At 49.5% G+C, this 23255-nt stretch carries 22 protein-coding genes and 3 tRNA genes; 23 read left to right on the top strand and 2 right to left on the bottom strand.

Annotated features, from left to right (window positions below):
* The first annotated feature begins 110 nt into the window (after positions 1-110).
* Genes KO087_RS08255 through KO087_RS08265 form a run of 3 tightly spaced genes read left to right on the top strand, consistent with a single transcriptional unit; the run spans position 111 to position 884 of the window.
* Positions 111-272 (top strand): hypothetical protein, encoded by a 162-nt coding sequence (locus KO087_RS08255; RefSeq protein WP_215508792.1) that lies wholly within the window; start codon positions 111-113, stop codon positions 270-272.
* Positions 256-459: a helix-turn-helix transcriptional regulator gene (locus KO087_RS08260; protein ID WP_215508793.1), complete on the top strand. Its 204-nt coding sequence runs from the start codon at positions 256-258 to the stop codon at positions 457-459. The genes KO087_RS08255 and KO087_RS08260 overlap by 17 nt, the downstream gene beginning before the upstream one ends.
* Before the next feature lie 8 nt (positions 460-467).
* Positions 468-884, top strand: a complete 417-nt coding sequence (locus KO087_RS08265) for a histidine kinase (RefSeq protein ID WP_215508794.1) — start codon at positions 468-470, stop codon at positions 882-884.
* A 136-nt stretch (positions 885-1020) separates the two neighbouring features.
* On the opposite strand, the gene KO087_RS08270 is transcribed toward KO087_RS08265, so the two are convergent.
* Positions 1021-1470, bottom strand: a complete 450-nt coding sequence (locus tag KO087_RS08270) for a DUF4364 family protein (RefSeq protein WP_215508795.1) — start codon at positions 1468-1470, stop codon at positions 1021-1023.
* Between the two features lie 87 nt (positions 1471-1557).
* On the opposite strand from KO087_RS08270, the gene hpt reads away from it, so the two are divergent.
* From hpt to KO087_RS08330, 12 genes are all read left to right on the top strand, one after another.
* Positions 1558-2079: a hypoxanthine phosphoribosyltransferase gene (gene hpt, locus KO087_RS08275; protein ID WP_215508796.1), complete on the top strand. Its 522-nt coding sequence runs from the start codon at positions 1558-1560 to the stop codon at positions 2077-2079.
* Positions 2030-2905, top strand: coding sequence for a CPBP family intramembrane glutamic endopeptidase (locus tag KO087_RS08280; protein WP_215508797.1), 876 nt, complete (start codon positions 2030-2032; stop codon positions 2903-2905). Before hpt ends, KO087_RS08280 begins: the two co-directional genes overlap by 50 nt.
* A gap of 10 nt (positions 2906-2915) precedes the next feature.
* Positions 2916-3647: an SIR2 family NAD-dependent protein deacylase gene (locus KO087_RS08285; RefSeq protein WP_215508798.1), complete on the top strand. Its 732-nt coding sequence runs from the start codon at positions 2916-2918 to the stop codon at positions 3645-3647.
* Positions 3640-4368: a class I SAM-dependent DNA methyltransferase gene (locus KO087_RS08290; RefSeq protein ID WP_215508799.1), complete on the top strand. Its 729-nt coding sequence runs from the start codon at positions 3640-3642 to the stop codon at positions 4366-4368. The genes KO087_RS08285 and KO087_RS08290 overlap by 8 nt, the downstream gene beginning before the upstream one ends.
* A gap of 9 nt (positions 4369-4377) precedes the next feature.
* Positions 4378-5271 carry an Hsp33 family molecular chaperone HslO gene (gene hslO, locus KO087_RS08295; RefSeq protein WP_215508800.1) on the top strand — a complete coding sequence of 298 codons (894 nt, stop codon included), beginning with the start codon at positions 4378-4380 and terminating at the stop codon, positions 5269-5271.
* 83 nt (positions 5272-5354) lie between these two features.
* Positions 5355-5430: transfer RNA gene (locus KO087_RS08300), tRNA-Phe, on the top strand.
* 3 nt (positions 5431-5433) lie between these two features.
* A tRNA-Gly gene (locus KO087_RS08305) sits at positions 5434-5508 on the top strand.
* Positions 5509-5565: 57 nt separating this feature from the next.
* Positions 5566-5826, top strand: coding sequence for a glycine zipper domain-containing protein (locus tag KO087_RS08310; RefSeq protein ID WP_215508801.1), 261 nt, complete (start codon positions 5566-5568; stop codon positions 5824-5826).
* 134 nt (positions 5827-5960) lie between these two features.
* Positions 5961-7055 (top strand): glycosyltransferase, encoded by a 1095-nt coding sequence (locus KO087_RS08315; RefSeq protein ID WP_215508802.1) that lies wholly within the window; start codon positions 5961-5963, stop codon positions 7053-7055.
* Positions 7036-7509 (top strand): DUF4330 family protein, encoded by a 474-nt coding sequence (locus tag KO087_RS08320; RefSeq protein ID WP_215508803.1) that lies wholly within the window; start codon positions 7036-7038, stop codon positions 7507-7509. The genes KO087_RS08315 and KO087_RS08320 overlap by 20 nt, the downstream gene beginning before the upstream one ends.
* Entirely contained in the window at positions 7499-7975 is a 477-nt protein-coding gene (locus KO087_RS08325; protein ID WP_215508804.1) for a DUF4330 family protein, read from the top strand. The genes KO087_RS08320 and KO087_RS08325 overlap by 11 nt, the downstream gene beginning before the upstream one ends.
* Before the next feature lie 60 nt (positions 7976-8035).
* Complete coding sequence (locus tag KO087_RS08330; protein WP_215508805.1) at positions 8036-9361, top strand: O-antigen ligase family protein; 1326 nt, start codon at positions 8036-8038, stop codon at positions 9359-9361.
* Positions 9362-9484: 123 nt separating this feature from the next.
* On the opposite strand, the gene KO087_RS08335 is transcribed toward KO087_RS08330, so the two are convergent.
* Positions 9485-9558, bottom strand: a tRNA-Cys gene (locus KO087_RS08335).
* A 150-nt stretch (positions 9559-9708) separates the two neighbouring features.
* Here KO087_RS08335 and pheS point away from each other — a divergent pair.
* The 8 genes from pheS to KO087_RS08375 are packed head-to-tail and all read left to right on the top strand — an operon-like array spanning position 9709 to position 22874.
* Complete coding sequence (gene pheS, locus KO087_RS08340) at positions 9709-10731, top strand: phenylalanine--tRNA ligase subunit alpha (protein ID WP_215508806.1); 1023 nt, start codon at positions 9709-9711, stop codon at positions 10729-10731.
* A gap of 13 nt (positions 10732-10744) precedes the next feature.
* On the top strand, positions 10745-13141 hold the full coding sequence (gene pheT / locus KO087_RS08345; RefSeq protein ID WP_215508807.1) for a phenylalanine--tRNA ligase subunit beta: 2397 nt from the start codon (positions 10745-10747) through the stop codon (positions 13139-13141).
* A gap of 10 nt (positions 13142-13151) precedes the next feature.
* Entirely contained in the window at positions 13152-13709 is a 558-nt protein-coding gene (locus KO087_RS08350) for a hypothetical protein (RefSeq protein ID WP_215508808.1), read from the top strand.
* A complete protein-coding gene (locus tag KO087_RS08355; protein ID WP_215508809.1) occupies positions 13696-15966 on the top strand; it encodes a peptidase U32 family protein in 2271 nt (756 codons plus the stop codon). Before KO087_RS08350 ends, KO087_RS08355 begins: the two co-directional genes overlap by 14 nt.
* A gap of 29 nt (positions 15967-15995) precedes the next feature.
* Positions 15996-18371: an endonuclease MutS2 gene (locus KO087_RS08360; RefSeq protein ID WP_215508810.1), complete on the top strand. Its 2376-nt coding sequence runs from the start codon at positions 15996-15998 to the stop codon at positions 18369-18371.
* Positions 18372-18379: 8 nt separating this feature from the next.
* Complete coding sequence (gene argS, locus KO087_RS08365) at positions 18380-20089, top strand: arginine--tRNA ligase (protein ID WP_215508811.1); 1710 nt, start codon at positions 18380-18382, stop codon at positions 20087-20089.
* A gap of 36 nt (positions 20090-20125) precedes the next feature.
* Positions 20126-21781, top strand: a complete 1656-nt coding sequence (locus tag KO087_RS08370; protein WP_215508812.1) for a B12-binding domain-containing radical SAM protein — start codon at positions 20126-20128, stop codon at positions 21779-21781.
* Complete coding sequence (locus tag KO087_RS08375; protein ID WP_215508813.1) at positions 21771-22874, top strand: tetratricopeptide repeat protein; 1104 nt, start codon at positions 21771-21773, stop codon at positions 22872-22874. Before KO087_RS08370 ends, KO087_RS08375 begins: the two co-directional genes overlap by 11 nt.
* The last annotated feature ends 381 nt before the right edge of the window (positions 22875-23255 follow it).

A 23255-nucleotide genomic window follows, 5' to 3' on the forward strand; every position in this document is an offset into this window, starting at 1 on the left:
GCAAAACTTTCATCATTTTCGAACCAAATTACTCTTTGTTTGTTCAAAAGATCGGTGATGGATGGCTTTTAGGAAAACAAAAAGGAGCCTAGTTTTCACTAGACTCCCCAATGGTTGACATAGAACCTTTATATTTTTCCGACAAGAAACTTGAAGGGAGAAAGGTATTTACACGAGAAGCCATCCATGGTACTATTTTTAGTACAAGAGATGTACTAAAAATAGTACAAATCCGGGGGGTGAAAAGGTTGAGTTATGGAAGTAAAAATTGAAAACAGAATACGCGAATTTAGGAAAGAGAAGCATCTTTCGCAGCAGAAATTAGCCCAAGCTGTTGGGTTGAAGCGTCGCTCCATCATGGCCTATGAAAACAACACCATCAGCCCCACCTTGGAGACCGCCTATAAGATTGCGAAAGTGCTTGAGAAAGAATTCACTGATGTATTTATTTTTAAATAGGAGGAACGATGGGCTTATTATTTAATGACAACGAGGCAATAAAAAAAGAAGTGGAAGAGAAATTCGGCAAGGGAACGAACTATCTGCTTGCCTTGAAACACAACGGGCCGGTGAAATCGACCTTGAAGCTTTTTTTGCTGAGTGGTTTTTATACATACGATGCAAATAGAACCTTCGTCCTCGTCTTCGATAAGAAAGGGATCTACGAAAAGGAAATATCCAATTCGGATAAAAAGGAATTTTACCTTTACCCGGAAAGTGAAATCGAAAAATTTGAAGTCCATCGCCAGACAAAAAAAGCCGTGATTCATTTTCTTCATATCGGCAAGTCCATTGCTTACGAAATACCTTTTCGCGGACGCTTTTTTTCGGAGAATGAAGAACAATTTAATGGACTGGAGAAGGTAAACTGGCAGCAAATTTAAAAGGCTGGAATTTTTCAATTGAAAATAATTAAAAAAGACGAGAGAAGCATTAGAGTGCCCAAACGATGGATCAAGAAATCCAAATTTATGGGATCACTCAAATATCCCTTCGTCTTTTTTATTGAATGCAAAAGCATTAAAGGCTGAAGCGTCGTATCAATTCTTCTACCTGCGCCTCATCTGAGCCGGAAAGATTCAGATCAAAGGCATCTTTTGAAAGTGCCAGTGAAAAGACGAGCGCATCGTCCACGCGTTTTTGATAGACCCTGAAATGGCCTTCGTCGTAAACGGCGTAGTGCACTTCAGGCGTTTTTTCTCTCTTGGCCATGGGCTCGGCTTCGTCGCCGAACATGGCGAGGACATTTTTGCCCTCATCAGTAAGAAAGAAGGCGTCGTCCGCCCGTTTGATCAAATCAGCATCTAATAATTCGCTCATGTATTGGCAGAGAAAGAAGTAGTTCATGCGCCCTTCGTTTAAAACGGCGTCATAAAATGCCTTTCGGCGGGGCGCTCCGTTCCAGGCGTCGATGGAGGAAAGCAGATAGAGTTTGTCCGCCGCCAATGTGTGCAGCGTTTCTTTTTTCATAATATCACCTACAAGAATTATAGCACCGAAGGGGAAAAGATGGGTCGGATTCTGATATAATGAAACAATAGTAAAAAGGAGGAGCCTATGGAAAAGAAAGAATTGGTGTTGTATTCCAGAGAAGCCATTGCACGGCGCGTGAAGGAACTGGCGAAAGAAATCGATGATGCCTACGACGGCGAGGAGATTCTCGTCATCGGCCTGTTGCGCGGTAGCTTCGTTTTTTGTTCGGACCTGGTGCGGGACATGGAAAGCAAAATGGAAATCGACTTTATGACCACATCCAGTTACGAAAACAACGAATCTTCTTCCGGAGATGTAAAGGTCTTCGGCGACTTGCGCAGTGAAGTAGGCGGTCGCCACGTGCTTATCGTCGACGACATTATCGACACGGGCCACACCCTGAAAACAGTGGCGGAAGCCATCAATAAAATGGGGCCGGCGTCTTTGAAGACCGCGGTCATGCTGGACAAACCGTCTCGCAGAGAGGTAGACTTTTCCGCAGACTTCACGGGATTTACCATTGACGATGTCTTTATCGTAGGCTATGGATTGAATTATGGGCCGTATTACAGAAACAAACCCTACATCTACACCTACGAAGATTAGTTTTATCGGCCTGCTCTATTGGTGCGTCTTGGCCGGGATTCTGTTTTTGCTTTTAGGGCCGTTGTTTTCCCGAAGGGATCCTTTTTTCGGCATCGTCTTCACGGAAGCGGTGGCGATTTTTGCCCCGGCCATCTTTTTCAGGGGCCGAATGGGCGCCCAAAAGCACAGGGGCATGGCATTGGGCGAGGCGGCTCTTTTAACCGTGGCCGTTTTTCCCATTATTCTCGTGATCAACGGCATTTTTTTAGAAGGATTGAGCCGCATCTATCTTTTGGAAAATCAAAACCTCGATCTGCTCAGGGGCGATGTGGGGCTTTTTAAACAAATCCTCACCATGGCCTTGGCGCCGGCGATCATGGAAGAATTCTTTTTTCGCGGCGTCTTATGTGAACAATTTTCCCGTCGCAGCCCGAGAGGCGCCGTGATTTTATCGGCGGCGCTTTTCGCCCTTTTTCATTTCGAGGCGCAAAACAGTTTGGCGCCGTTGCTCTTTGGCTTGGTTCTGGGCTACATCTACCTTTACGGCGGTTTAAGGGCCTGTATTTTCTCTCATTTCATTTATAATTTGTCGTCCATCCTGTTCATTCACTTTTTCAACGAACGATGGATCGCCTCGTTTTCAAAGGCGGGGGTCGTCTTGCGGTTAGGGGGCATAAAAAATGCCACCACCCTATTTCTTCTTGTGGCAAGCGTCTTGGGCATCGCCCTTATTTTGCGCACATCCATGAAGCGGCCCCTGCCTCGAGGGAAAAAACTGTTGCGCAAAAAAGAGTGGATCCCCTGCGCCATGCTCGCGGTAGTGTATGTAATTCAATTGATGGTATAGGAGGTCGATGATGGATAAATTAGCACAAGCGACAGAAATTTTAAAACACGCGAAGTACGCCGTCTGCTTGACCGGCGCCGGCATTTCCACGGAATCGGGAATTCCCGATTTCAGAAGTGATCGGGGCTACTACACCAATTTCATTCCGGAAGATGCCCTGTCCGTCGGCGTGTTGGAAAGCAATCCGGCGCGTTTTTACAAAGAAGGCTACACGATTTTAAAGGATTTGGAGGGCAAAAAGCCCAATCCCGGCCACGTGGCCTTGGCGAAGATGCAGGAAAAAGGCTTTATTCACGAAATCATTACGCAAAACATCGACGATCTGCATCAGGCGGCCGGTGCGAAAGAGGTGTTACAAGTCCACGGCGACGCCTCCACGGCCCGCTGTGAGCGCTGCAATTATCGGGAAGATTTTAAAGCCTTCGACGAACGGGTGCAGTCGGGCGAGATTCCGCCGAAGTGCCCGAAATGCGGCGCCGACATGCGAACCAATGTGGTGCTTTTCGGCGATGCCATGCCTCAGGCTTTCGACGACGCCATGCGGGCAACGGAAAAGGCCGATACCATGATCGTGGTGGGAAGCTCCCTAAAGGTGATGCCCGTGGCCTACTTGCCGCGAATGGTGGAGCATTTAATTATTATCAACAAGGGCACCACGCCCTACGACCACAACGCCGATGTAATTTTCGACGGGGAAGCCTCGCCGATCTTGGTAGAATTGGAGAAGCGACTCAGTGAGTGAATACGAAGGGTTTAGCCTGATCTACGACGCCGTTATGGCCAATTACGATTACGACGAGGTCTTTCGCTGGGTAAAAAAAGTCCTCGACGAAAGGGAGGGCCTCGCCATTCTCGAAATGGCCATGGGCACGGGAAAGCTGACGGAAAAGCTTACCGACCTTGGCTCGGTGATGGGATTCGATCGCTCGGAAGATATGCTGATGCAGGCCTACGGCAGGCTCTACAAAAACCCCAGAGCCAAGTGGGTGAAAATGGATATGCGGCATTTTTCCTTCAGCACATCCTTCGACCTCATCCTATGCCTCTGCGACGGACTCAACTATCTGCCGACGGAGGCGGATCTTTTGGCCTCTTTCAAACAGGTGCGTGCCCATTTAAAGGAGGACGGCCGTTTCCTCTTCGACTTAAATACCGCCGCCCGCTTTCGGGAATACGGCGATTTAAAAGAAATTCGCGACGAAGAAGGCTATTTTATGACCTGGCAAAATCATTTTGACGGCCGGGTGAATCGCTACGCCATTACCGCCTTTTTAGAAGAAGAGGACGGATCCTACACCCGTTTCGACGAAGTTCACGACGAGTATGCATACAGCATTGACACCGTGGAAAACGTGTTGAAAGAAGCGGGCATGAAGGTGCTCGCCATGTACGACGGCTATAGTTTTTCTTCTGCGACAGAAAAATCCAAGCGGATCAGTTTTGTCGCGGGAATCGACAAATAAAGGAGTGTTATGACCGATACATGTATTCGTGCAATGAATGAAAAGGGAACCATTAAGGTGAGTGTGGCTACGGCCACGGCCCTGGTGGAGACCGCCCGCATCACCCATCAAACCTCGGCCACGGCCACGGCGGCCTTGGGGCGAAGCTTGATTGCCGGGCTACTACTCCGCAATAAATTAAAAGGCAAAGAGGAGTCCATGACTATGATTGTCGACGGCGCGGGACCCCTGGGAAAAATCGTCGTCACCGGCAGAAACAACGGTCAAATCAAAGGCTATGTGGATCATCCCCAAGCGGATCTTCCCAGCCGCGAATCCGACGGCAAGCTGGATGTAGGCGCCGCCGTGGGCTTGCCCGGCACCTTGACCGTTACCATGGATTTGGGGATGCGGGAGCCTTACACGGGAAAAGTCGCCCTGGTTAGCGGCGAAATCGGCGAAGATGTGGCTCAATATTTGTATCAATCGGAGCAGATTCCCTCGGCCGTCGGCCTCGGCGTCGCCGTGGATACGGATTTAAGCGTGAAACACGCCGGCGGTTTCATCATCGAAATCATGCCCGGTGCCGACAGCGAGGACATCGATCATTTGGAAAAAACATTAAAGGGCGTCAAGTCCGTGACGGAACTTTTGGCCCAAGGGCTTGATACACAGGGGCTTTTGCACGCCCTCTTGCCCGGCTACGATTTGAAAATCTTAAGCGAGGCGCCCATTGCCTATGTTTGCGAATGCTCCAAGGAGAAAGTGGCGGAGTCCATTGCCGCTTTGCCTGATTTCGAGATCCGCGAAATGATCGAAGAAGACAAGGGCTGCGAAGCCACTTGCCATTTCTGCAATCGCCGGTATCAATTCGATGAATCGGAGCTTACGGCCATGCTTTCGGCTCACGAGGACGAGGCGTAGATTCCTTTCTACCCCCTCTAAAAATTTCTTGACAGATCCGTAAAGTTTCTGTAAGATAGAAAAAGGTTGTCGCTGATAACCTTGCCCAGATAGCTCAGTCGGTAGAGCAGCAGACTGAAAATCTGCGTGTCGCTGGTTCGATTCCGGCTCTGGGCACCATTTGCGGAAGTGGCTCAGTGGTAGAGCATCGCCTTGCCAAGGCGAGGGTCGCGAGTTCGAATCTCGTCTTCCGCTCCAAGCTCGGTTTATACCGGGCTTTTTTCTTGCCAAAATACAGAATGAGGAGGCCGATCAATGAAAATCATCAGAATCCTTTTGCCGCTGATCTTAATCGGTGTGCTGGCCGTTTATGCCGTTCGTCGAGCAAAAAAGATAAAGGACGTGAAGGATGGGAGCGAAGAGGAGGCCGAGGATCATATGGCCGAGGGCATGGCCATCGGCATGGGTCTCGGTACGGCGGTGGGAATCGCCTGGGGCGTGGAAAACTTGGCCATCGGAACCTCCGTCGGCATGCTATTAGGCATGATCGTCGGAATGAATGTAAAAGGTAAATAGTCCTTGCGCTTAAAAGGACTGTTTACTCAAACCCCGATAGAAACGGATCCGAAGCTTAAGAAAATTGACTTTTGTTTTACCGATTGCTAAAATTATTTTTGAAACATTGGATCAAAACGAGTGCGTAACGAAGGATGAAAGATGATGGTATGAAAGTTCTACATATTTTAAACTATGTCGGCAGAGGCGGCAGCGAAAGTTACATCAAGAACCTCGTCAATACAAACAATCCTTCCATTACGCACGAACTCGTCTATAATATCGACGGAGACGGCCTAAGTGAATTTAAAGAAATTGGGATGAAGACGACCCGGATTCCTATGTGCTCATCTTTAGATTTAAGAGCTGCGATTAAAATTAAACACTACGTAAAAGAAAATCATGTCGATCTCGTGCATACGCACTTTATGCGCGAAAACGGCATTGCTTTTTTGAGTTCGCTTCTAGGCATGAAGGCTCCGATTATCAATACGCGGCATATGGTGTCGGTAATTAACAAGAATGCGGCCGAATTAAATCGATTATTTTTTACGAGAAATCATTCTATTTTTGCCGTCAGTTCCATCGTTAGAGAAAAGCTTATTGAAGAGGGCGTTCATCCGGAAAAGATCATTACGCTTCCTCCGCCTTTTCCCCTCATAGAATCTGACGAAATTGTCGAGAAGCCTGAAGGGGAAAAGTGGATACTTTCTGTGGGACGATTATCGGAAGAAAAGGGACCTCTTTTTTTTATTGACGCATTAGAGGTTCTTTTTCACGAAGTGGAGAATGTAAAGGCCCTTATTATCGGTAATGGCCGCTTGGAAGAAGAAACCCGAAGGAAAATCAAGGAATACCATTTGGAAGATAAAATCATGATGCTGGGTTACAATTCCAAACCCTATCATTATTTGAAATCTGCCGATCTTTATGTCAATCATTCCAGTGAAGAGGCTTTTGGCCTTTCCATCGTAGAGGCTGCCCAATGTAAGGCGCCCCTATTGATTACAAAAAATTGCGGGGCGTCGGATTATTTTAATGAAGAGAACGAAAGCGCTTTAACTTATCCTTTTGGCGATAAGCAAGCCTTAGCAGAAAAGGCGTCGAAAATTTTGAAGGATCTCGATTTACGAGAGAAACTTGTCAACAATGCGGAGCGCATCGTAACTGAAGAAATCAATCGAGAGGCGATTATAGCCAAGATCGAACAAACATATGAAGGAGCAATCCATGGCAACAAAAAAGCTTAAACTGTTAGATATTCTATTTATTCTTCTCCTTGTAGCTTTCCTCGTCGTTATCGTGCACCAAAAAACGATGGTCCAAGGTGACGTAAACGGGGGCAACGGCATAATTACAATCGAAGCCGATGAAATTGAAACAAGGAGCACGGAAGCCATTAAAGAAGGCGATGTATGCATCGATAAGCGGCGCAACAACACCATTGGCACCGTGGCATCTTATTCAGTCGGTAAACCCATCGACAATCCGTCGTCGGAATATAAAGGTACAGATGACGGGCGAGGGGAAGGAAGTAATTTCAGATCCCTTCGAATAAATGTGGCCACACGGGCGAAACTCGGTGACGACGGAATCTATATCAACGGGACAAAGTGCCTTCTCGGCGAAGACCTTACGTTTACCGTCGGAGACTTGCAAGTCCACGGAAAAATAAAAAACATCGAGGTAGAAAATGAAAAATAAGATAAGAATATTTGATGTTCTCATCGTCGTAGCGTGCATTGCATCGGTCGTTCTCTTTGTAAATAAAATAAACATTGCGGAGGGGCGTACTTCGGCAAAGGGCGGCGAAAAGGAAGCAGAGCTTACGATTGTCGTACCTTATTTGGAAAAAGAAATAGCTGAGAACATAAAAATCGGCGCTCCCTTTAAGGATGTTCAACAGTCCATTACCTTAGGCACCATTGAATCGGTAGACAGGGAACCTTTAGATGACGAGGATTTTACCTTCAATGGAAAGACGCTTTCCGTGGATAAAGATCTTTACGAAAAAGTGACCATTCATGTAAAAGCCAAAGGCACCCCAACGGAAAAAGGCATTCTTATCAGCGAGACCAATTACTTTGTGGGTCAGTCCAATACCTTCAGTGCCGGCATTGTGATGCTGGATCAAATCAGACTTTCTAAAATCCAATATTCGGGTGATTAAATGGCGCGAATCATTCAACGGTTTAGGAGTAATTTAGCATATAATCCATGGGAAGACTCGATGATTCGAAAAGGGCTCACGGCTCTTTTTGGCTTTTTTGTAAACAAACTACAGAAACTTTTGGAATGGCTTCCAAAGCATAGTTTGCTTTTCAGCCTGTTGTCCTTGCTTTCAAAACAAATCCCCCTTGTAATGGGCATAGGCCTTGTGTTATGTAGCGTAATTCCCGACGGAATGTGGTCAAACATATATCTTCTCCTGATGGCCTTCGGACTTTGGATTCTCGGACTTATGAACAGAGAAGATAAAGCGAAGCGACCTTTCGAAGATTTCTTCGTCTTATTTATGATCACCATTTTCTTGGCGACGGCATTTTCAATCCATCCTGCCCTGAGCCTGCCTTACGGTTTAATATATGGAGCGGTTTTCGTTGTTTTTTCTGTATTTATCAATCAGGTCAGATCTTGGGAGGATCTTTTAAAAGTGGTGATTGCCTTAGCTTTTGCAGCGCTAATGGTGAGCATTTACGGAATCATACAAAAACACGTCATCGGTGTATCGGTTAATTTATCTCAGACGGATATTAGTATTAGTCAGGAATTAAGCGGTAGAGTTTACAGCACGCTAGGAAACCCCAATATATTAGGAGAGTTCTATCTCCTCGTCCTTCCGTTAGTCGTGGGACTTTTCTTAGTTCACGATAAAAAAGCCGTCAAGTTGTTGGCGGCCATGACGCTTTTGCTTTCATTATATGTTTTATTGGCGACGGGGTCACGATCGGCGTGGGGCTCCTTTGCCTTCGCCATGGCGGTGTTTATCGCCTTGTATCAACCGCGATGGTTGCCGATTTTTTTAATGATGGGCTTAATTTCCTTTTTCTTTATGCCCCAAACGATTCAGATGCGGGTTATGTCGATTTTCAATAAAAATGACTCTTCCCTTGGGTACCGCCGCTTTATCTACGAGTGTGCATCGTTGATGAAAGGGGACTACCAATGGGTTGGCGGCGTAGGTCTCGGCGGCGACATTTTTCAAAAAGTCTTCGAGAGCTACAAAGTGGAAGAACTTTCTACCGTCGCCCACAGCCATAATCTATATTTGCAACTCGCTATCGAGGCGGGCATTTTTTCCGTCATCTTTTTATTATCCTATATGGCAAAAATCGTTTTAAAGGCACTTTCGAGTTTTGCGCAAGACAAGAGCAAAATAGAGGGTAAGAAAAAAATTCTGCAAATCGCCTGCATATCTTCTCTCGCCGGCTTCTTTTTAATGAGTTTTGTGGATTACACCTGGTTCTACTTCAGGATTGTCATCTTGTTTTTCGCCGTCGTAGGCATTTTGTCGAATCTCAATGATGCAAAAGTACAATTAGATAAAGCTGAATAATAAACATTCCGCCTGCACCGGGAGATGTTTAGTCATACTAAAGCGTACAAAATCCCCTTCAATCTAAGAGAAGGGGATTTTTTGAAAATTGCACAAAAAAACCGCCGAGGTTACTCGACGGTTTGGAGGCGACACCCGGACTTGAACCGGGGATAAGGGTGTTGCAGACCCGCGCCTTACCACTTGGCTATGTCGCCTTACGCATTGACTATGTCAGTATAACATAGATATAAAATATAAGCAAGATGGATTTTTTTGGCTCAGAAATTACCGTCTAAAGCCTTATGGACCAATATTCTGTGGTATAATGAACCATTAGATCAGAGCACATACCGAAGGGAGTACTTATGAAAGAGTTACTTGAAAAATTAGAATCCGGCGCATCGTCTGCCATTGAGGCCGCCAATACCATTGACGAATTGGAAAAAATTCGCCTGCAGTATTTCGGCAAAAAAGGCGAATTAACTCAAATCTTAAAAGGCCTGGGTAAGCTGCCGAAGGAAGAACGTCCCGTGGTGGGCAGCTATGCCAATGAAGTACGGGAAAAAGTGCAGGCAAAGCTCGATGAAAAAATCGTCAGTTTAAAAGAGGGCGCTTACGAAGCCCGCATGGAAGAAGAGTATTTGGACGTGACCTTGGATGCGGGCAAACTCCGCGTCGGCCATCGCCATCCTCTTTTAAAGACGAAAGAAGAACTGGAAGATCTTTTCGTTGAGATGGGCTTTACCGTCGTCGACGGGCCGGAGATCGAAAGTGTAGAAAACAATTTCGACGCCTTGAACTCGCCGAAGAACCACCCCTCCAGAGACAAGAGCGACACCTTCTATATTGACGACAAAACCTTGCTTCGTACCCACACCTCGCCCATGCAAATCCGCGCCATGAAAGAATACGGCGCGCCCCTTCGCATCGTGAGCAGCGGCCGCGTCTTCCGCTTCGACGACGTGGACGACACCCACTCGCCCATGTTCCATCAATTCGAGGGCCTGGTCGTGGATAAAGGCGTGAGCTTGGCCAATTTAATCGATACATTAAATGTTTTCGTCAAAGAAATGTTCGGCGACGATATGCAAATCAGATACCGCCCCCACAACTTCCCCTTTACGGAACCTTCCACGGAAGTTGACGTTACCTGCCTCGTCTGCCACGGGGAAGGCTGCCCCGCCTGCAATCACACGGGCTGGAGCATGGAATTATTGGGCGCCGGCGTCGTTCACCCCAATGTCCTCAGAAACTGCGGCATCGACCCGGACGTGTACAGCGGCTTTGCCTTCGGCATGGGCATCGACCGTATCGCCATGGTAAAATACGGCATTACGGACATTCGCCTCATGTTTGAAAACGACGACCGCTTCTTGTCCCAATTCTAGGAGGTACTGAAGGATGTTATTACCCAAATCTTGGCTTGAAAAATACGTTAAACTTCCCGGCGACACGCGGAGCATGTGCGATGAAATCACTGCCACGGGCAATCACGTGGAATCCATTATCGATCGCAGCAAAGGGCTCGGCGGCGTCGTCGTAGGAAAGATTTTAAAAATCGAACCCCATCCCAATGCAGACAAATTGGTGGTCTGCCAAATCGATGTCGGCGGCGAAGTAAAACAAATTTTAACGGCGGCAAAAAATGTCTTTGAAGGCGCCGTTGTGCCCGTCGCTTTAGATGGCGCGACCCTTGTCGGCGGCATGAAGATTAAAAAGACGGAAATGCGCGGCCTGCCCAGCGAAGGCATGATGTGCTCTTTGGAAGAAGTGGGCATGGATACATCCGTCATCCCCAAGGATTCGCGGGACGGGATTCACATTTTGCCTGAGGATACGCCCCTTGGCAGCGACTATGTAAAATTGCTGGAGCTGGACAAGGAAGTCATCGAGCTTGAAATCACGCCGAATCGCCCGGACTGCTTAAGCGTGCGCGGCATGGCCGTTGAAACGGCGGCTTCCACCAACAGCGCGTTGAAGGAAAAGACCATTACCGTTACGGAAAACAGCGATGTAGCCATGAAAGATGCCTTTAACGGCCTCAATGTGGAAACGGAAAATGCGCCCCGCTTCTATCTCCGTATGCTCACCGATGTTGAGATCAAACCGTCGCCGCAATGGATGCAAAACGACTTAATGGCCGCCGGCGTGCGTCCCATTAACAACATCGTGGACTTAACCAATTACGTCATGTTGGAATACGGTCAACCCCTCCATGCCTACGATCTGGACCATTTAAAAGGCAAGGAAATTCACGTTCGCATGGCAAAGGACAAGGAAAAGATGCACACCTTAGACGGCAACGAACACATTTTATGTGAAGACGACATCGTCATCGCCGACAAGGAAGGCATTATCGGTCTCGCCGGCGTTATGGGCGGCGACATTTCAGGTGTCAGCGAAACGACGACCATGGTCGTGTTAGAAGGCGCCAATTTCGAAGCCGATCACATTCGCAAGACGTCGAAACGCCAAGACCTCCGCTCTGAAGCCTCCAGTCGTTTCGAAAAGGGCTTGGACCCGAATATGGCGAAAGAAGCCGTGGATCGCGTCTGCGAACTGGCCGTTGAAATCGGCGCGGCAAAAGTAGCTAAGGGCTGCTTCGACCACTATCCGAAGGAAGTCGCTCCCTGGACGGTGGATGCCAAGGTAAGCCGCATCAACGCCCTTTTGGGCACGGAGATTTCCGGCGAAGGCATGGTAAAAATTTTGGAATCCCTTTTGATTCCCACCACCCTCGACGGCGACGTGCTTCACGCAACGATCCCCACTTTCCGAGGCGATTTGCATATTTGGGAAGATTTAGCGGAAGAAGTGGGTCGGATTTACGGCTTCGGAAACATTACGCCCCTTCCTTTAAAGGGCACCTTGACCCGCGGGGGCAAGAGTTTGTTCCGCCGGGTACAAAAGCGTGCGGAAGACGTGCTTCTCGCCGCCGGCTTCGACGAATTTATGACCTACTCCTTCATGGGCCCCTCGGCCTTCGACCGGATTCAACTGGCGGCCGACGATCCCCTGAGAGAAGCTGTGAAAATCTCCAATCCCCTCGGCGAAGAGTACTCCATTATGCGGACCACCCTTCTCCCCAATATGTTGGATATTTTCGTAAAGAACATGAGCTACAAAAATCCCTCGGCCTACGGCTTTGAATTCGGCAATGTGTTCTCTGTCGACAAAGATGCCGACGGCCTGCCCAAGGAATACATGAAGCTCGCCATTGGCTTCTACGGCGAAGAAGATTTCTACTACCTGAAGAAAACCGTGGCCACGGTGTTAAAACGCCTCGGCATCGACGGGGTGCGCTTCGTGCAAGTTCAAGACTTCCCCCTGTTCCACAAAGGACGTCAAGCGGAAGTTTATATCGAAGACGAATGCATCGGCCGCTTCGGCTGCATCCATCCGAAGGCCCAAGCGGATTTAGGGATGAAACAACCTGTTTATATGGCTGAATTGGATTTCTCGAAAATCGTAGAAAAAGCCAAAGACATTATCACCTACAAGCCCATCGCCCGCTTCCCCTCCATCGAACGGGACTTGGCCTTTATCGTAGATAAGAAACTTGCGGCACAAGATCTGCTTGATTATGTGGAAAAAGAAGGCGGCGAACTGTTGGAATCGGTGGCTGTCTTTGACGTTTACTTCGGCAAGGGCATCGAAGAAGGCAAGAAGAGCATCGCGCTGAAGCTTGCTTTCCGCCACGCCGACCGTACCCTAAAAGAATCGGAAATTGCCCACATTGTCGACGGCATTATTGAAGGAATTGAAGGACAGTTTAACGCCAAATTACGATCTGAATAAGAGGTGTAAGATGACAAAGACGCGCGTACAGGTTGAAATTGCAGGCATGACCTTTCACGTTATCGGCGAAGACGACGAGACATACGTCAAGGCGTTGGCGGATGAGGCCAACGAGCGCATCCGAGAAGTGGAAAGCCTTAACTACCGCTTAAACGACGTACAGGTTTATATTTTAAGTCTCTTAAATGCGTTGGATGAAAAGAACAAGCAGGCCCGGGCTCAAGAAGCCGCCGATGCCTTGGCGGGAGACGCCCAAGGGGTGAAGGAAAAGCTTGAAGAAATCGACGCGCTGAAAAAAAGTCTGAAAGAAAATTCCGATGCCCTGGCAGCAAAGGACAAGAAGCTTCAAGAATCGGACGCTCGCCTAAAATCGTTAGACGATGAAAAGAAAAGACTTGAGCGAGAAAAGGCGGCTTTAATCGAAGAAAAAGAATCCGCTGAAAAGCAATTAAGTGAACGGGACGAAAAGATTCGCGCCCTGGAAGAAAAGAATTACGAAACGCAAATGCGTCTTGTAGATCTGAATAAAGAAATTTACGTCTTGCGCGGTGACCATGAACAGGAATAATCTGGAACTGCTGGCACCGGCGGGCAATATGGCGTCTTTTTACGCGGCCATAAACAGCGGCGCCGATGCCGTCTATCTTGGCGGGAAGGAATTTTCCGCCAGAGCAAGTGCACAGAATTTCACGGCAGAGGAGATGGCGAAAGCTGTCTCCTATGCCCATGTCAGGGGCAAGCGCGTCTTCGTCACTTTAAACATTTTGCTTTCCGACGAGGAATGCGAGCGGGCCTTGAATTATGCGGCAGATCTCTATGAAATAGGCGTAGACGCCTTGATCGTACAGGACATCGGCTTTGCGGAGCTGGTCTTAAACTACTTGCCCGATTTTGAACTCCACGCCTCCACGCAAATGAGCGTCATGGATCTTGAAGGCGCCCGTTATTTGGAAAACATGGGTTTCAGCCGCGTGGTGGTGGGACGAGAAATCTCTGCCGATGAAATTCGCCGCATCAAAGAAGGCACGGACCTTGACATCGAAGCCTTTTGCCACGGCGCCCTTTGCGTCTCCATAAGCGGTCAATGCGAAATGAGCTCTTACATCGGCGCGAGAAGCGGCAACCGCGGCAACTGCGCCCAGCCATGCAGGAAACAGTACACCATCGAGGACGCTGAGGGAAATCCCGTCTACGACAAGGGCTATGTCATTAGCCCCAGGGATTTAAATACCATCGCGTTTGTGGATCGACTGGCGGAAGCCGGCGTCTATTCCTTTAAACTGGAAGGCCGCATGAAAAGCCCGGAATATGTGGCGGTGGTGACGAGCAATTACAACAAAGCCTTAGGCGGCGAGGATTTTAAAATCGAAGACATGGCTCAAATGTTTAACCGCTCCTACACCAAGGGCGTGGGCTTCGGCGACTTCGGCAACAGTTTTATTACCGAGTCCCGACCCAATCACCGCGGCGTGAAAATCGGCGTGGTAGTAAACGGCGATGCCCAACAGGGCACCACGGTGGATTGGAAGCGAGAACCCGACGAGGGGGATCTCTTGGAATTTACCGTGGCGGGAGAAAAGAAGCGCCACACGTTTGCAGGCAAGGCGGAAGAGGCCCTGCACCTTCCCTTTGTGCCCGATGCGGGCACCACGGTGCTTCGCCTTTCGTCGGTGAAGCTCAACGAAGCCGCCGGGAGGGAAGCGGAAGAAATCGCCTACAACCGAGATATTGAAGGGCATTTCTACGCCCACATCGGCGAGTTGCCCCGTTTCACCTTAACGGGCGATCACCGGGCTGAGGCCGTGGGAGACGATCCCCTGGAGCGAGCCAAAAAAGCGAAGGTGAATAAGGATCATATTCGCCAAAACCTTGGAAAGTTCGACGGCTCCGTCTACGCATTAAAAGATGTGAAGCTGGACGTAGACGACGATGTCTTCCTGCCTATTTCGACGGTAAACGACCTGCGTAGGCGAGCCCTGGCCCTTTACGAGAAAAAAGACCGGCGGGTGCGTCCGAGTTTCACTTTTTCCGAAAGCTTTAGAAAAAAAGCCGTGGAAAATACCTTGCTCACCGTGGAGATCTCCGAGGAAGCGGCGATTTATGACTTGCCCTATGGCGTCATCGATCGCCTGGAGCTGTATTTTCTGCCGTCAATAGAAGCCATGGACTTTTTAAAAGGCGTGGACGTGCCGGTTTACTACAGCTTTCCCTACGAAACGCCGGCAGGCTACGAGAAAATAAAAAACTTTTTCGATGGCGGCATCGTTCAAAATCTGGGGCAATTCGAAGAAGTGGCGGGCGTTGCCGTGGCAGGAGAAGGGCTCAATGTCTTTAACAGTTACAGCTTCCGCCACTTTCAGGAAGCTGAGAGCGTCATTCCGTCTTTCGAATGCAAAAGGCAGCAATTGGAAGCCCTTTATCGCCGCTTTGGCACCTGCGGCGAAATTTTATACTACGGCTACCCCCGCTCCATGACCATGCGCCATTGCCCTATGAGTTTGGTCAAAGGCTGCGGTGTAAACCGCCACTGCGACACTTGCGCCTTCAGGAAAAATTACAGGCTAAGAGACGAGCGCAACGTCGCCTTTTCCTTCCGCCGCATAGGCGACATGACGGAAATTTACAACAGCGTCCCCATTTACCTCGGCGACCGGGCGAAGTCCGTCATGGCCATGAATCCCTCGGCGCTGAAAATTCGCGGGCGCATCGGCGAGGACTTAAATAAAATCATTAAGGAAGCGAGCCGGGTCATCGAAGGAAAGGCCGTAAAAAAACCCGTGGTCAGTGAATTTACCCGAGGTCATTTTAATCGCGGCATTATTTAATCGCGTAAGCATAGAGAAGAGGAGGAGGCATGGCGCCTAAAATCGAAGCCATTCTTGAATTTCACGACATTGTCGAACAATTAAAGAGTCTCACCACGTCGAGCATCGGCAAGAAGCGTTGCGAAACCATGAAGTTTTCCGCCGATCCCGACCGCATCGAACAGAGGCAAGAGGAAACGCAAGAGGCCCTACGCCTCTTGGTGGAACGATCGGCCCCCCCCTTGTCCGGCGCCCGCCCCGTGGCGAAAAGCGCCCACTACGCTTCTCGCGGCGGCGTGCTCCATATTAGCGAGCTTCTGGAGATCGGCGATTCCCTTCGCGGCGTCTTGCGCATGCGCAAGTACATGGCCGTCGTAGACGAGTCTGTAGAAGATCCCTACCCCTCTATACGGGCCATGGTATCGGCCCTGTGGACTCAGGGCGATCTCAGGGAGCGCATCGAGGCCACCATCGAATCGGAAGATTCCATTTACGACGACGCCTCGCCGAAGTTGAAGACCATTCGCCGCAGCCTGGCGCGAAAAAAAGATCAGGTGCGAGACAAATTACAGGCCATCTTAAATTCGCAGGACCTGCAGGAATCCTTGCAAGATTCCATCGTCACCATGCGGGAAGGCCGCTACGTGGTTCCCGTGCGCCACGACGCTAGAAGCAAAGTCAAGGGCTTGGTTCACGACATGAGCGCCTCGGGCCAAACGGTCTACATCGAGCCCATGGCCATTGTGGAGGCGAACAACGAGATCCGTCAGTTGGAGCTGGAAGAAAGGGAAGAGATTCAGCGTATTTTAGCGGAACTTTCCCAAGAAGTGGGCCAGTACCCGGAAGCCTTTGCGGAAAACGAGCGGCTCTTCGGTCAGCTGGATTTTATCTTTGCCAAGGCGAAATTGGCCTCGGATCAAAACGCTATTCGTCCGAAACTTTCTAAGTCTCGGATCACGAAGCTCGTTAATGCCCGCCACCCCTTAATCGATCGCCACAAGGTGGTGCCATTGAATTTGGAATTAGGCGGCGAGAATCAGGGCCTCATCATTACCGGTCCCAACACCGGGGGCAAGACCGTAAGCTTGAAGACCTTGGGCCTCATGGTGCTCATGACCCAATACGGCCTGCACATTCCCGCAGACCCGGGGACTACCGTGGGCATTTACAGCGGCGTCTATGCCGACATCGGCGACGAGCAAAGCATCGAGCAGTCCCTCTCCACCTTCAGCGGCCACATGGTGCACATCGTGGATATTTTACAAATCGTGGATGAAAACAGCCTGGTTCTCTTCGACGAACTGGGCGCCGGCACCGATCCCACGGAAGGGGCAGCTTTGGCTTTGAGCATTATCGAACACCTAATGGCCAAGGGCGTGAGCTTTATGGCCACCACCCACTACACGCAGCTGAAGCTTTACGCCTTAACCCGGGAAGGCGTGCAAAATGCTTCCATGGAATTTGACGTGGAAACATTAACGCCAACCTATCGCCTCCACGTCGGCGTGCCCGGCAAGAGCAATGCCTTTGAAATTTCTTCCCGCCTCGGGCTTCCGAAGGAAATCTTAGAGGGCGCCGAGGACTTTTTGGAAGGCGAAGACATTGCCTTTGAAGACGTGCTCACCACCCTGGAAGCGGAACGCAGCCGTCTGGAAAAGCGCGAAGCGGAGCTGGTACAACTTACCGGCGAGTATAAGCGGGAAATGGCGGAGGCGAAGAAGACGGCGAATCGGCTGAATGCCGAGAAGGATCAGATTTTGCAGCGCGCGAGAGATGAAGCCCGCCGCATCGTAAAATCCGCTAAGGAAGATGCGGACCTCGCCGTCTCCGAAATACGGGATATTCGCGAGCAGCTGAGAAAAGAAGATGCCCAAACCTTGCAACAGGCTCAGGATCTATTGCGTGAAGGGGGCAAAAAGTACCGCGACAAAGACGAGGGCATCGTGCTGAAGCGGGCGGCCAAGCCGGCCAAGGCCCTGAAGCCGGGAGACGAAGTCTACGCGGAGTCCTTGGGCGTATCCGCCACGGTGCTGGAAGGGCCAGACAACAAAGGCGATGTCCTGGTGCAGGCGGGCTTAATGAAAATGACCTTGCCCGCCGTGTCCTTGATTCGCAGCGAGCCTCGGGCCGTGACGGAGAAAAAAGTCAACGCGTCGAAAGTGCGGCAAAAGAAGCAAAAGCACGCCAAGGTAGAATTCGACATTCGCGGAAAAACCTTCGAAGAGGCGGAGCCCATTTTGGAAAAAGCATTAGACGACGGGTATTTAGCTTCCCTTGATCGAATTCGAATTATTCACGGAAAGGGAACGGGGATGCTTCGCAAGAAAGTAAAAGAATACTTGCGCCACCATCCCTCGGTTAAAAAGCAGGAAGATGCCGAGCCGGCAGAAGGCGGCAGTGGCGTGACCATTGCATACTTAAGATAGGAGAGACTATGATCGATTTTAAAGAACAAATTGCAGACGGGCTGGCTCGGGAAACAGGGCTGGATAAAAACGAACTACTTTTAAAAATTGAAACGCCGCCGGACAAGAAGATGGGAGACTATGCTTTCCCTACCTTTACCCTGGCAAAGACCATGCGGAAAAACCCGGCCATCATCGCCCAAGAGCTGAAAGAAAAGCTTGAAGGCATGGAAGGCATCGCGGAAATTGCCGTTGCCGGCCCCTACTTAAACTTCTTCATCGACACGAAAACCCTGGCCGAACACGTGCTGAAAGCCGTGGTCGAAGAAGGGGATCGCTTTGGCGCATCGAATCTCGGCGAAGGCAAAACCGTCATCGTGGAATACTCTTCGCCCAACATCGCCAAGCCTTTCCATATCGGCCACATTCGCACCACCATTATTGGCGATGCCATTAAGCGCATTTACAAACATCTTGGCTATAAGGTCGAAGCCATTAACCACTTAGGGGACTACGGCACCCAATTCGGCATGATGATTGAAGCCTACAAACGTTGGGGCGACGACGAAGTCATCGAGAAAAATGCCATTCCCGAGCTGGTGAAACTTTACGTGCGCATCAATAAAGAAGCGGAAGAAGACAAGGAACTTCTGGACAATGCCAGAGAATGGTTCAGAAAGCTGGAAAGCGGTGACGAAAAAGCCGTCTCCCTTTGGCAATGGTTCCGCGATTTGAGCTTAAAAGAATTCGAGCGAGTTTACGACATGATGGGCGTGTCCTTCGATTCCTATCGCGGCGAATCCTATTACTCCGAATTAATGGTGAAAGCCGTAGACGAAATTAAGGAAAAGGGCCTTTTAGTGGAAGATCAAGGCGCACAGATTATTAATTTGGACAAATACAATTTGCCCCCGTCCATTATTATTAAAAGCGACGGTTCCACCATTTATCTGACCCGCGACATTGCCACGGCCATTTTCAGAAAAGAACACTACGACTTCTACAAAAACATTTACGTCGTAGGCAGCCAACAAAATCTCCATTTCCAACAACTCAAAGCCATACTAAAAGAAATGGGCTACGACTGGGCCGACGACTGCATCCACGTGCCCTTTGGCATGGTCTCTCTGCCGGAAGGCACCCTCTCCACCCGCAAGGGCAAGGTCGTCTATTTGGAAGATGTCCTAAACCGCGCCGTAGACAAAGTGGAAGATATTTTAAAAGAACGTGAAGAAGCGAGCGGCAAGAAAATGGACAATCGCGACGAGCTGGCCCATCAAGTGGGTATCGGCGCCGTGAAATTCCAAGAGCTCTTCAATCAACGAATCAAGGACTATGTCTTTGATTGGGACCGCACCTTAAGCTTCGACGGCGAGACCGGCCCCTACGTTCAATACACCCACGCCCGCATGAACTCGCTTCTGGAAAAAGGCGGCTTCAACGTAAATGCGCCCGTCGATGCATCCCTGCTCAACACAAAAGAAGAAAAGGAACTCTTGCAAAAACTTTACGGCTTCAACCAAGTGATCGTCGACAGCCACGAAAAGTACGAACCCTATTTCGTGACCCGCTACATTACGGATTGTGCGAAAATTTTCAACAAATACTACACCAATACGCCCATTCTCGTCGACGACGACGCACTGAAACAGGCTCGCCTGCTTTTGGTATACGGCGTCAAAAACATGATCCGCATCGGTTTGGATCTCTTGGGCATCGAAGCCCCGGACAAAATGTAAGAAAGAGGCGAAAGCCTCTTTTTTTATGGAGGAAGAATGAACGCTTTACTCGTCGCTCTAAACGCCAGCTACGTTCACACGAATCTGGCCGTACGCCTGCTTAGGGAGTCTACGAATCGGCCCGTAGGCCTTTTGGAAATGACCATTAATGAATCAAAAGACGTTATGCTGCAAAAAATCCTTCGGGAGCGGCCCGACGCGATCCTTTACTCCGCCTATATTTGGAATTGGGCGCAGATCGACATGCTGGGCCGCTACATTAACAAAGCCTTTTCCGAAATCAAACAATACGTCGGCGGTCCGGAAGTTACCTACGACAGCGTGGAGCGCATGGAAGAGGCAACCTGGATCGACGGCATTTTGCGCGGCGAAGGGGAGGAGAGCTTCGACGATTTTTTAGCCTATCTCGCCGGGGAATCTGCGGCAGATAAGGTGGCGGGGCTTGTGTACCGATGGGGCGATAAAATTCAGGCGAGCCCCGTGTCGGTTCCCTTTTCTATGGAGGGCCTTCCCGCCGGCTACGAAGCGGAAGACTTGAATCATCGCATCGTCTACTACGAATCCATGCGGGGATGCCCGTACCATTGCAGCTACTGCTTGTCTTCCGAAGACGATGTGGTGCGCTACCGAAGCGTGGATGAAATCAAAAGCCATATGCGTCCAATCTTTCAGACGGGGACCAAGCTGGTGAAATTTGTGGATCGCTCCTTTCACATTCGCCCCGCGCGCACCAAAGAAATTCTGCGCTTCTTTATCGACGAAGCGCCGGAGGGTATGTGCATCCACTTTGAAATGAATTTGGAACACATGAGCTCCGATGTGGCGGAAGTCATTAACGCTGCCCCGGCCGGGCGCTTTCAAATCGAAGCGGGGATTCAATCGGTAAATCCTGAAGTGAACCGCCGCATCCATCGAAGCACGAATCTGGATAAAATGAAGCGCGCCATGGACATGATCGACCGGGAGAAGGTGCACATTCACGTGGATCTCATCGTGGGCCTTCCGGGAGAAGACATGGAGAGCTTTCTTCATGGCTTTGATCGGGTCGTGCCTCTCGGGGCGAAAAAGATTCAAATCGGCTTTTTAAAATTGCTCCGTGGCACGGAACTGCGCCGGCGGGCCGAAGAATTTCACATTGTCTACGACGACCAGCCGCCTTATGAGGTGATCCGCACCGATGTTTTAGACGGAAACGAAGTGCTCTTGCTTAAAAATTTTGCGACCATCGTTGAAAACTACTACGACGAAGATGCCTTTCTCGCCGTGAAAGGTGAAGTCAAAAAGCGCGGCCTGCGTCCCTCGGAGTTTTATATGGCCATGGCCCGAAAATTGGAGAAAACCATTCACCGAATGCCGCTTAAAAATCGCGAGGGCAAGTATCGCTTTCTCTACGAATTTTTGAAAGAAGAAGGCTGGTTAGATGAGGCCATGTATTCGGCCTTAAAAGAAGATTTCTACTTTGCGGAAAATCGGTACATCGGCGGCGTTTTGCCTGTCGAAGATCCCGAGGTGGATCGTCAATCCGTCGTAGACTACCTGAAAAACAATCCGGCCCTGGTCCCGGGGCGGGACCCCCTCAAAGCGTCGAAACACGTGCGGGGCATCCACTTGCCCGACCGCGTGCGCTACCTCTATTACGAAAATGGAAAATACAAACACCATAAGGATGAAAGGAAGGACCATGGACAGTAAGAAATACTTAAGCGACTGGTACGATGCCATCGGTTTTCTGGAACAGATTCCTGGGCGGGAGAAAATACTGGATGGCGCCCCCATTCCCATGTTGCAAAAAGACCTGGTGCGGGAAATCAAAGCACAAAAAAACGACGGAACCATGGATTACCGCCATATATTTACCGCTCTGTGCGTCGTCGTCGCCTTGGATCAGGAATTCCCCTACGCCGACATCTATCTGAAATTTTTAAAAGAAAACGAAGAAGACGCCATTCGCGCCATGGATCAGCAGTTGGCACAGGCACTGAAAGGGCAAGAGACCGAATCTATCTATTTAATGGCTCGAGCCAAAGAGTGCGTGCGGGGAAACATAAACGATCGCCTGGAGACCACCTACGCCATGGAAGGCATCTACAACCAACATTTTCAGAAGGGCGAAGACCTCAGTGATCTCTTAAAAGAAATCACCCAACGCTACGAAGCCATTATCGAGGAAGACGGAAACTGCGCCGAAGCCTACGCCGCCCTCGGCCGCCTCTACGAAGCCCAGGCCCTATACATTAAGGCAAAGTTTTACGACGAAAAAGCCCTTATCCTGGCCGAAGACGATCTCTTGAAAGAACAAATGCGTCGGGCCCTGGAGCGGGTGGAGGAGCCTGCGGCCATCGACGGAGCGAAGACCTATTTGCACTACGGCAAATACGAAGATGCCATACGCACCATTCAATCCCTCGACTCCCAATACACCGAGCCCGCCATCTGTGCCCACATTCTCGGCATGGCCTACTACGGATTGGGGGACATGGATAAAGCCATCGCTCTTCTGAAAGACGCGGCATCCCACGGCGAGGACGGCGAAATCGAAAACGATCTGGCCATTGCGCTGGCCGCCGCAGGTCGTGAGAAAGAAGCGGTGGACATCTTATCGAAACTCATAGGGAGAGAAAGTGACAATCGCACGGCCTATATGAATCGCGGAATTCTCTACTATCGAGAAGAGGCGTTTTCAGAAGCTCTGAATGACTTCGAAAAGGCATACCAACTGGCATCGGATCCCGATGTTTGGGCCCTTATCGAGCAAACGCGAAAGCTTGCAGATTCGAGTAAATAATGTGGAAAATAGATGTAAAAATCATATTGACAAGAAAAAGGGACCTGCGTATAATATAACTTACCTATTTGAGCGAACGACACTCGCGAGAGAAAAAGTTCAAAAAGTAGGTTGACAAAAGTCGCCGATACATGGTAGACTATACAAGTTGTCGCGCAAGACACGTCAAAAAACTTTTTACAAAGATTTAAAAAGTGCTTGACAAAAAGTCCTCTGCGGGATATACTAAATAAGCTGTTTCGAAAGACACAGCGCTGAACCAAGTTAATTAAATGGTATAAGAGATTAAACCATAACAATCTATAAGCTTAAAGCGGAACACAGTCAGTGGATCCGAGCTAAGCAAACTCAGAGTTTTTATTGAGAGTTTGATCCTGGCTC

The organism is Peptoniphilus rachelemmaiella (genome assembly GCF_943169845.1).
Classification (GTDB): Bacteria; Bacillota; Clostridia; order Tissierellales; family Peptoniphilaceae; genus Aedoeadaptatus; species Aedoeadaptatus rachelemmaiella.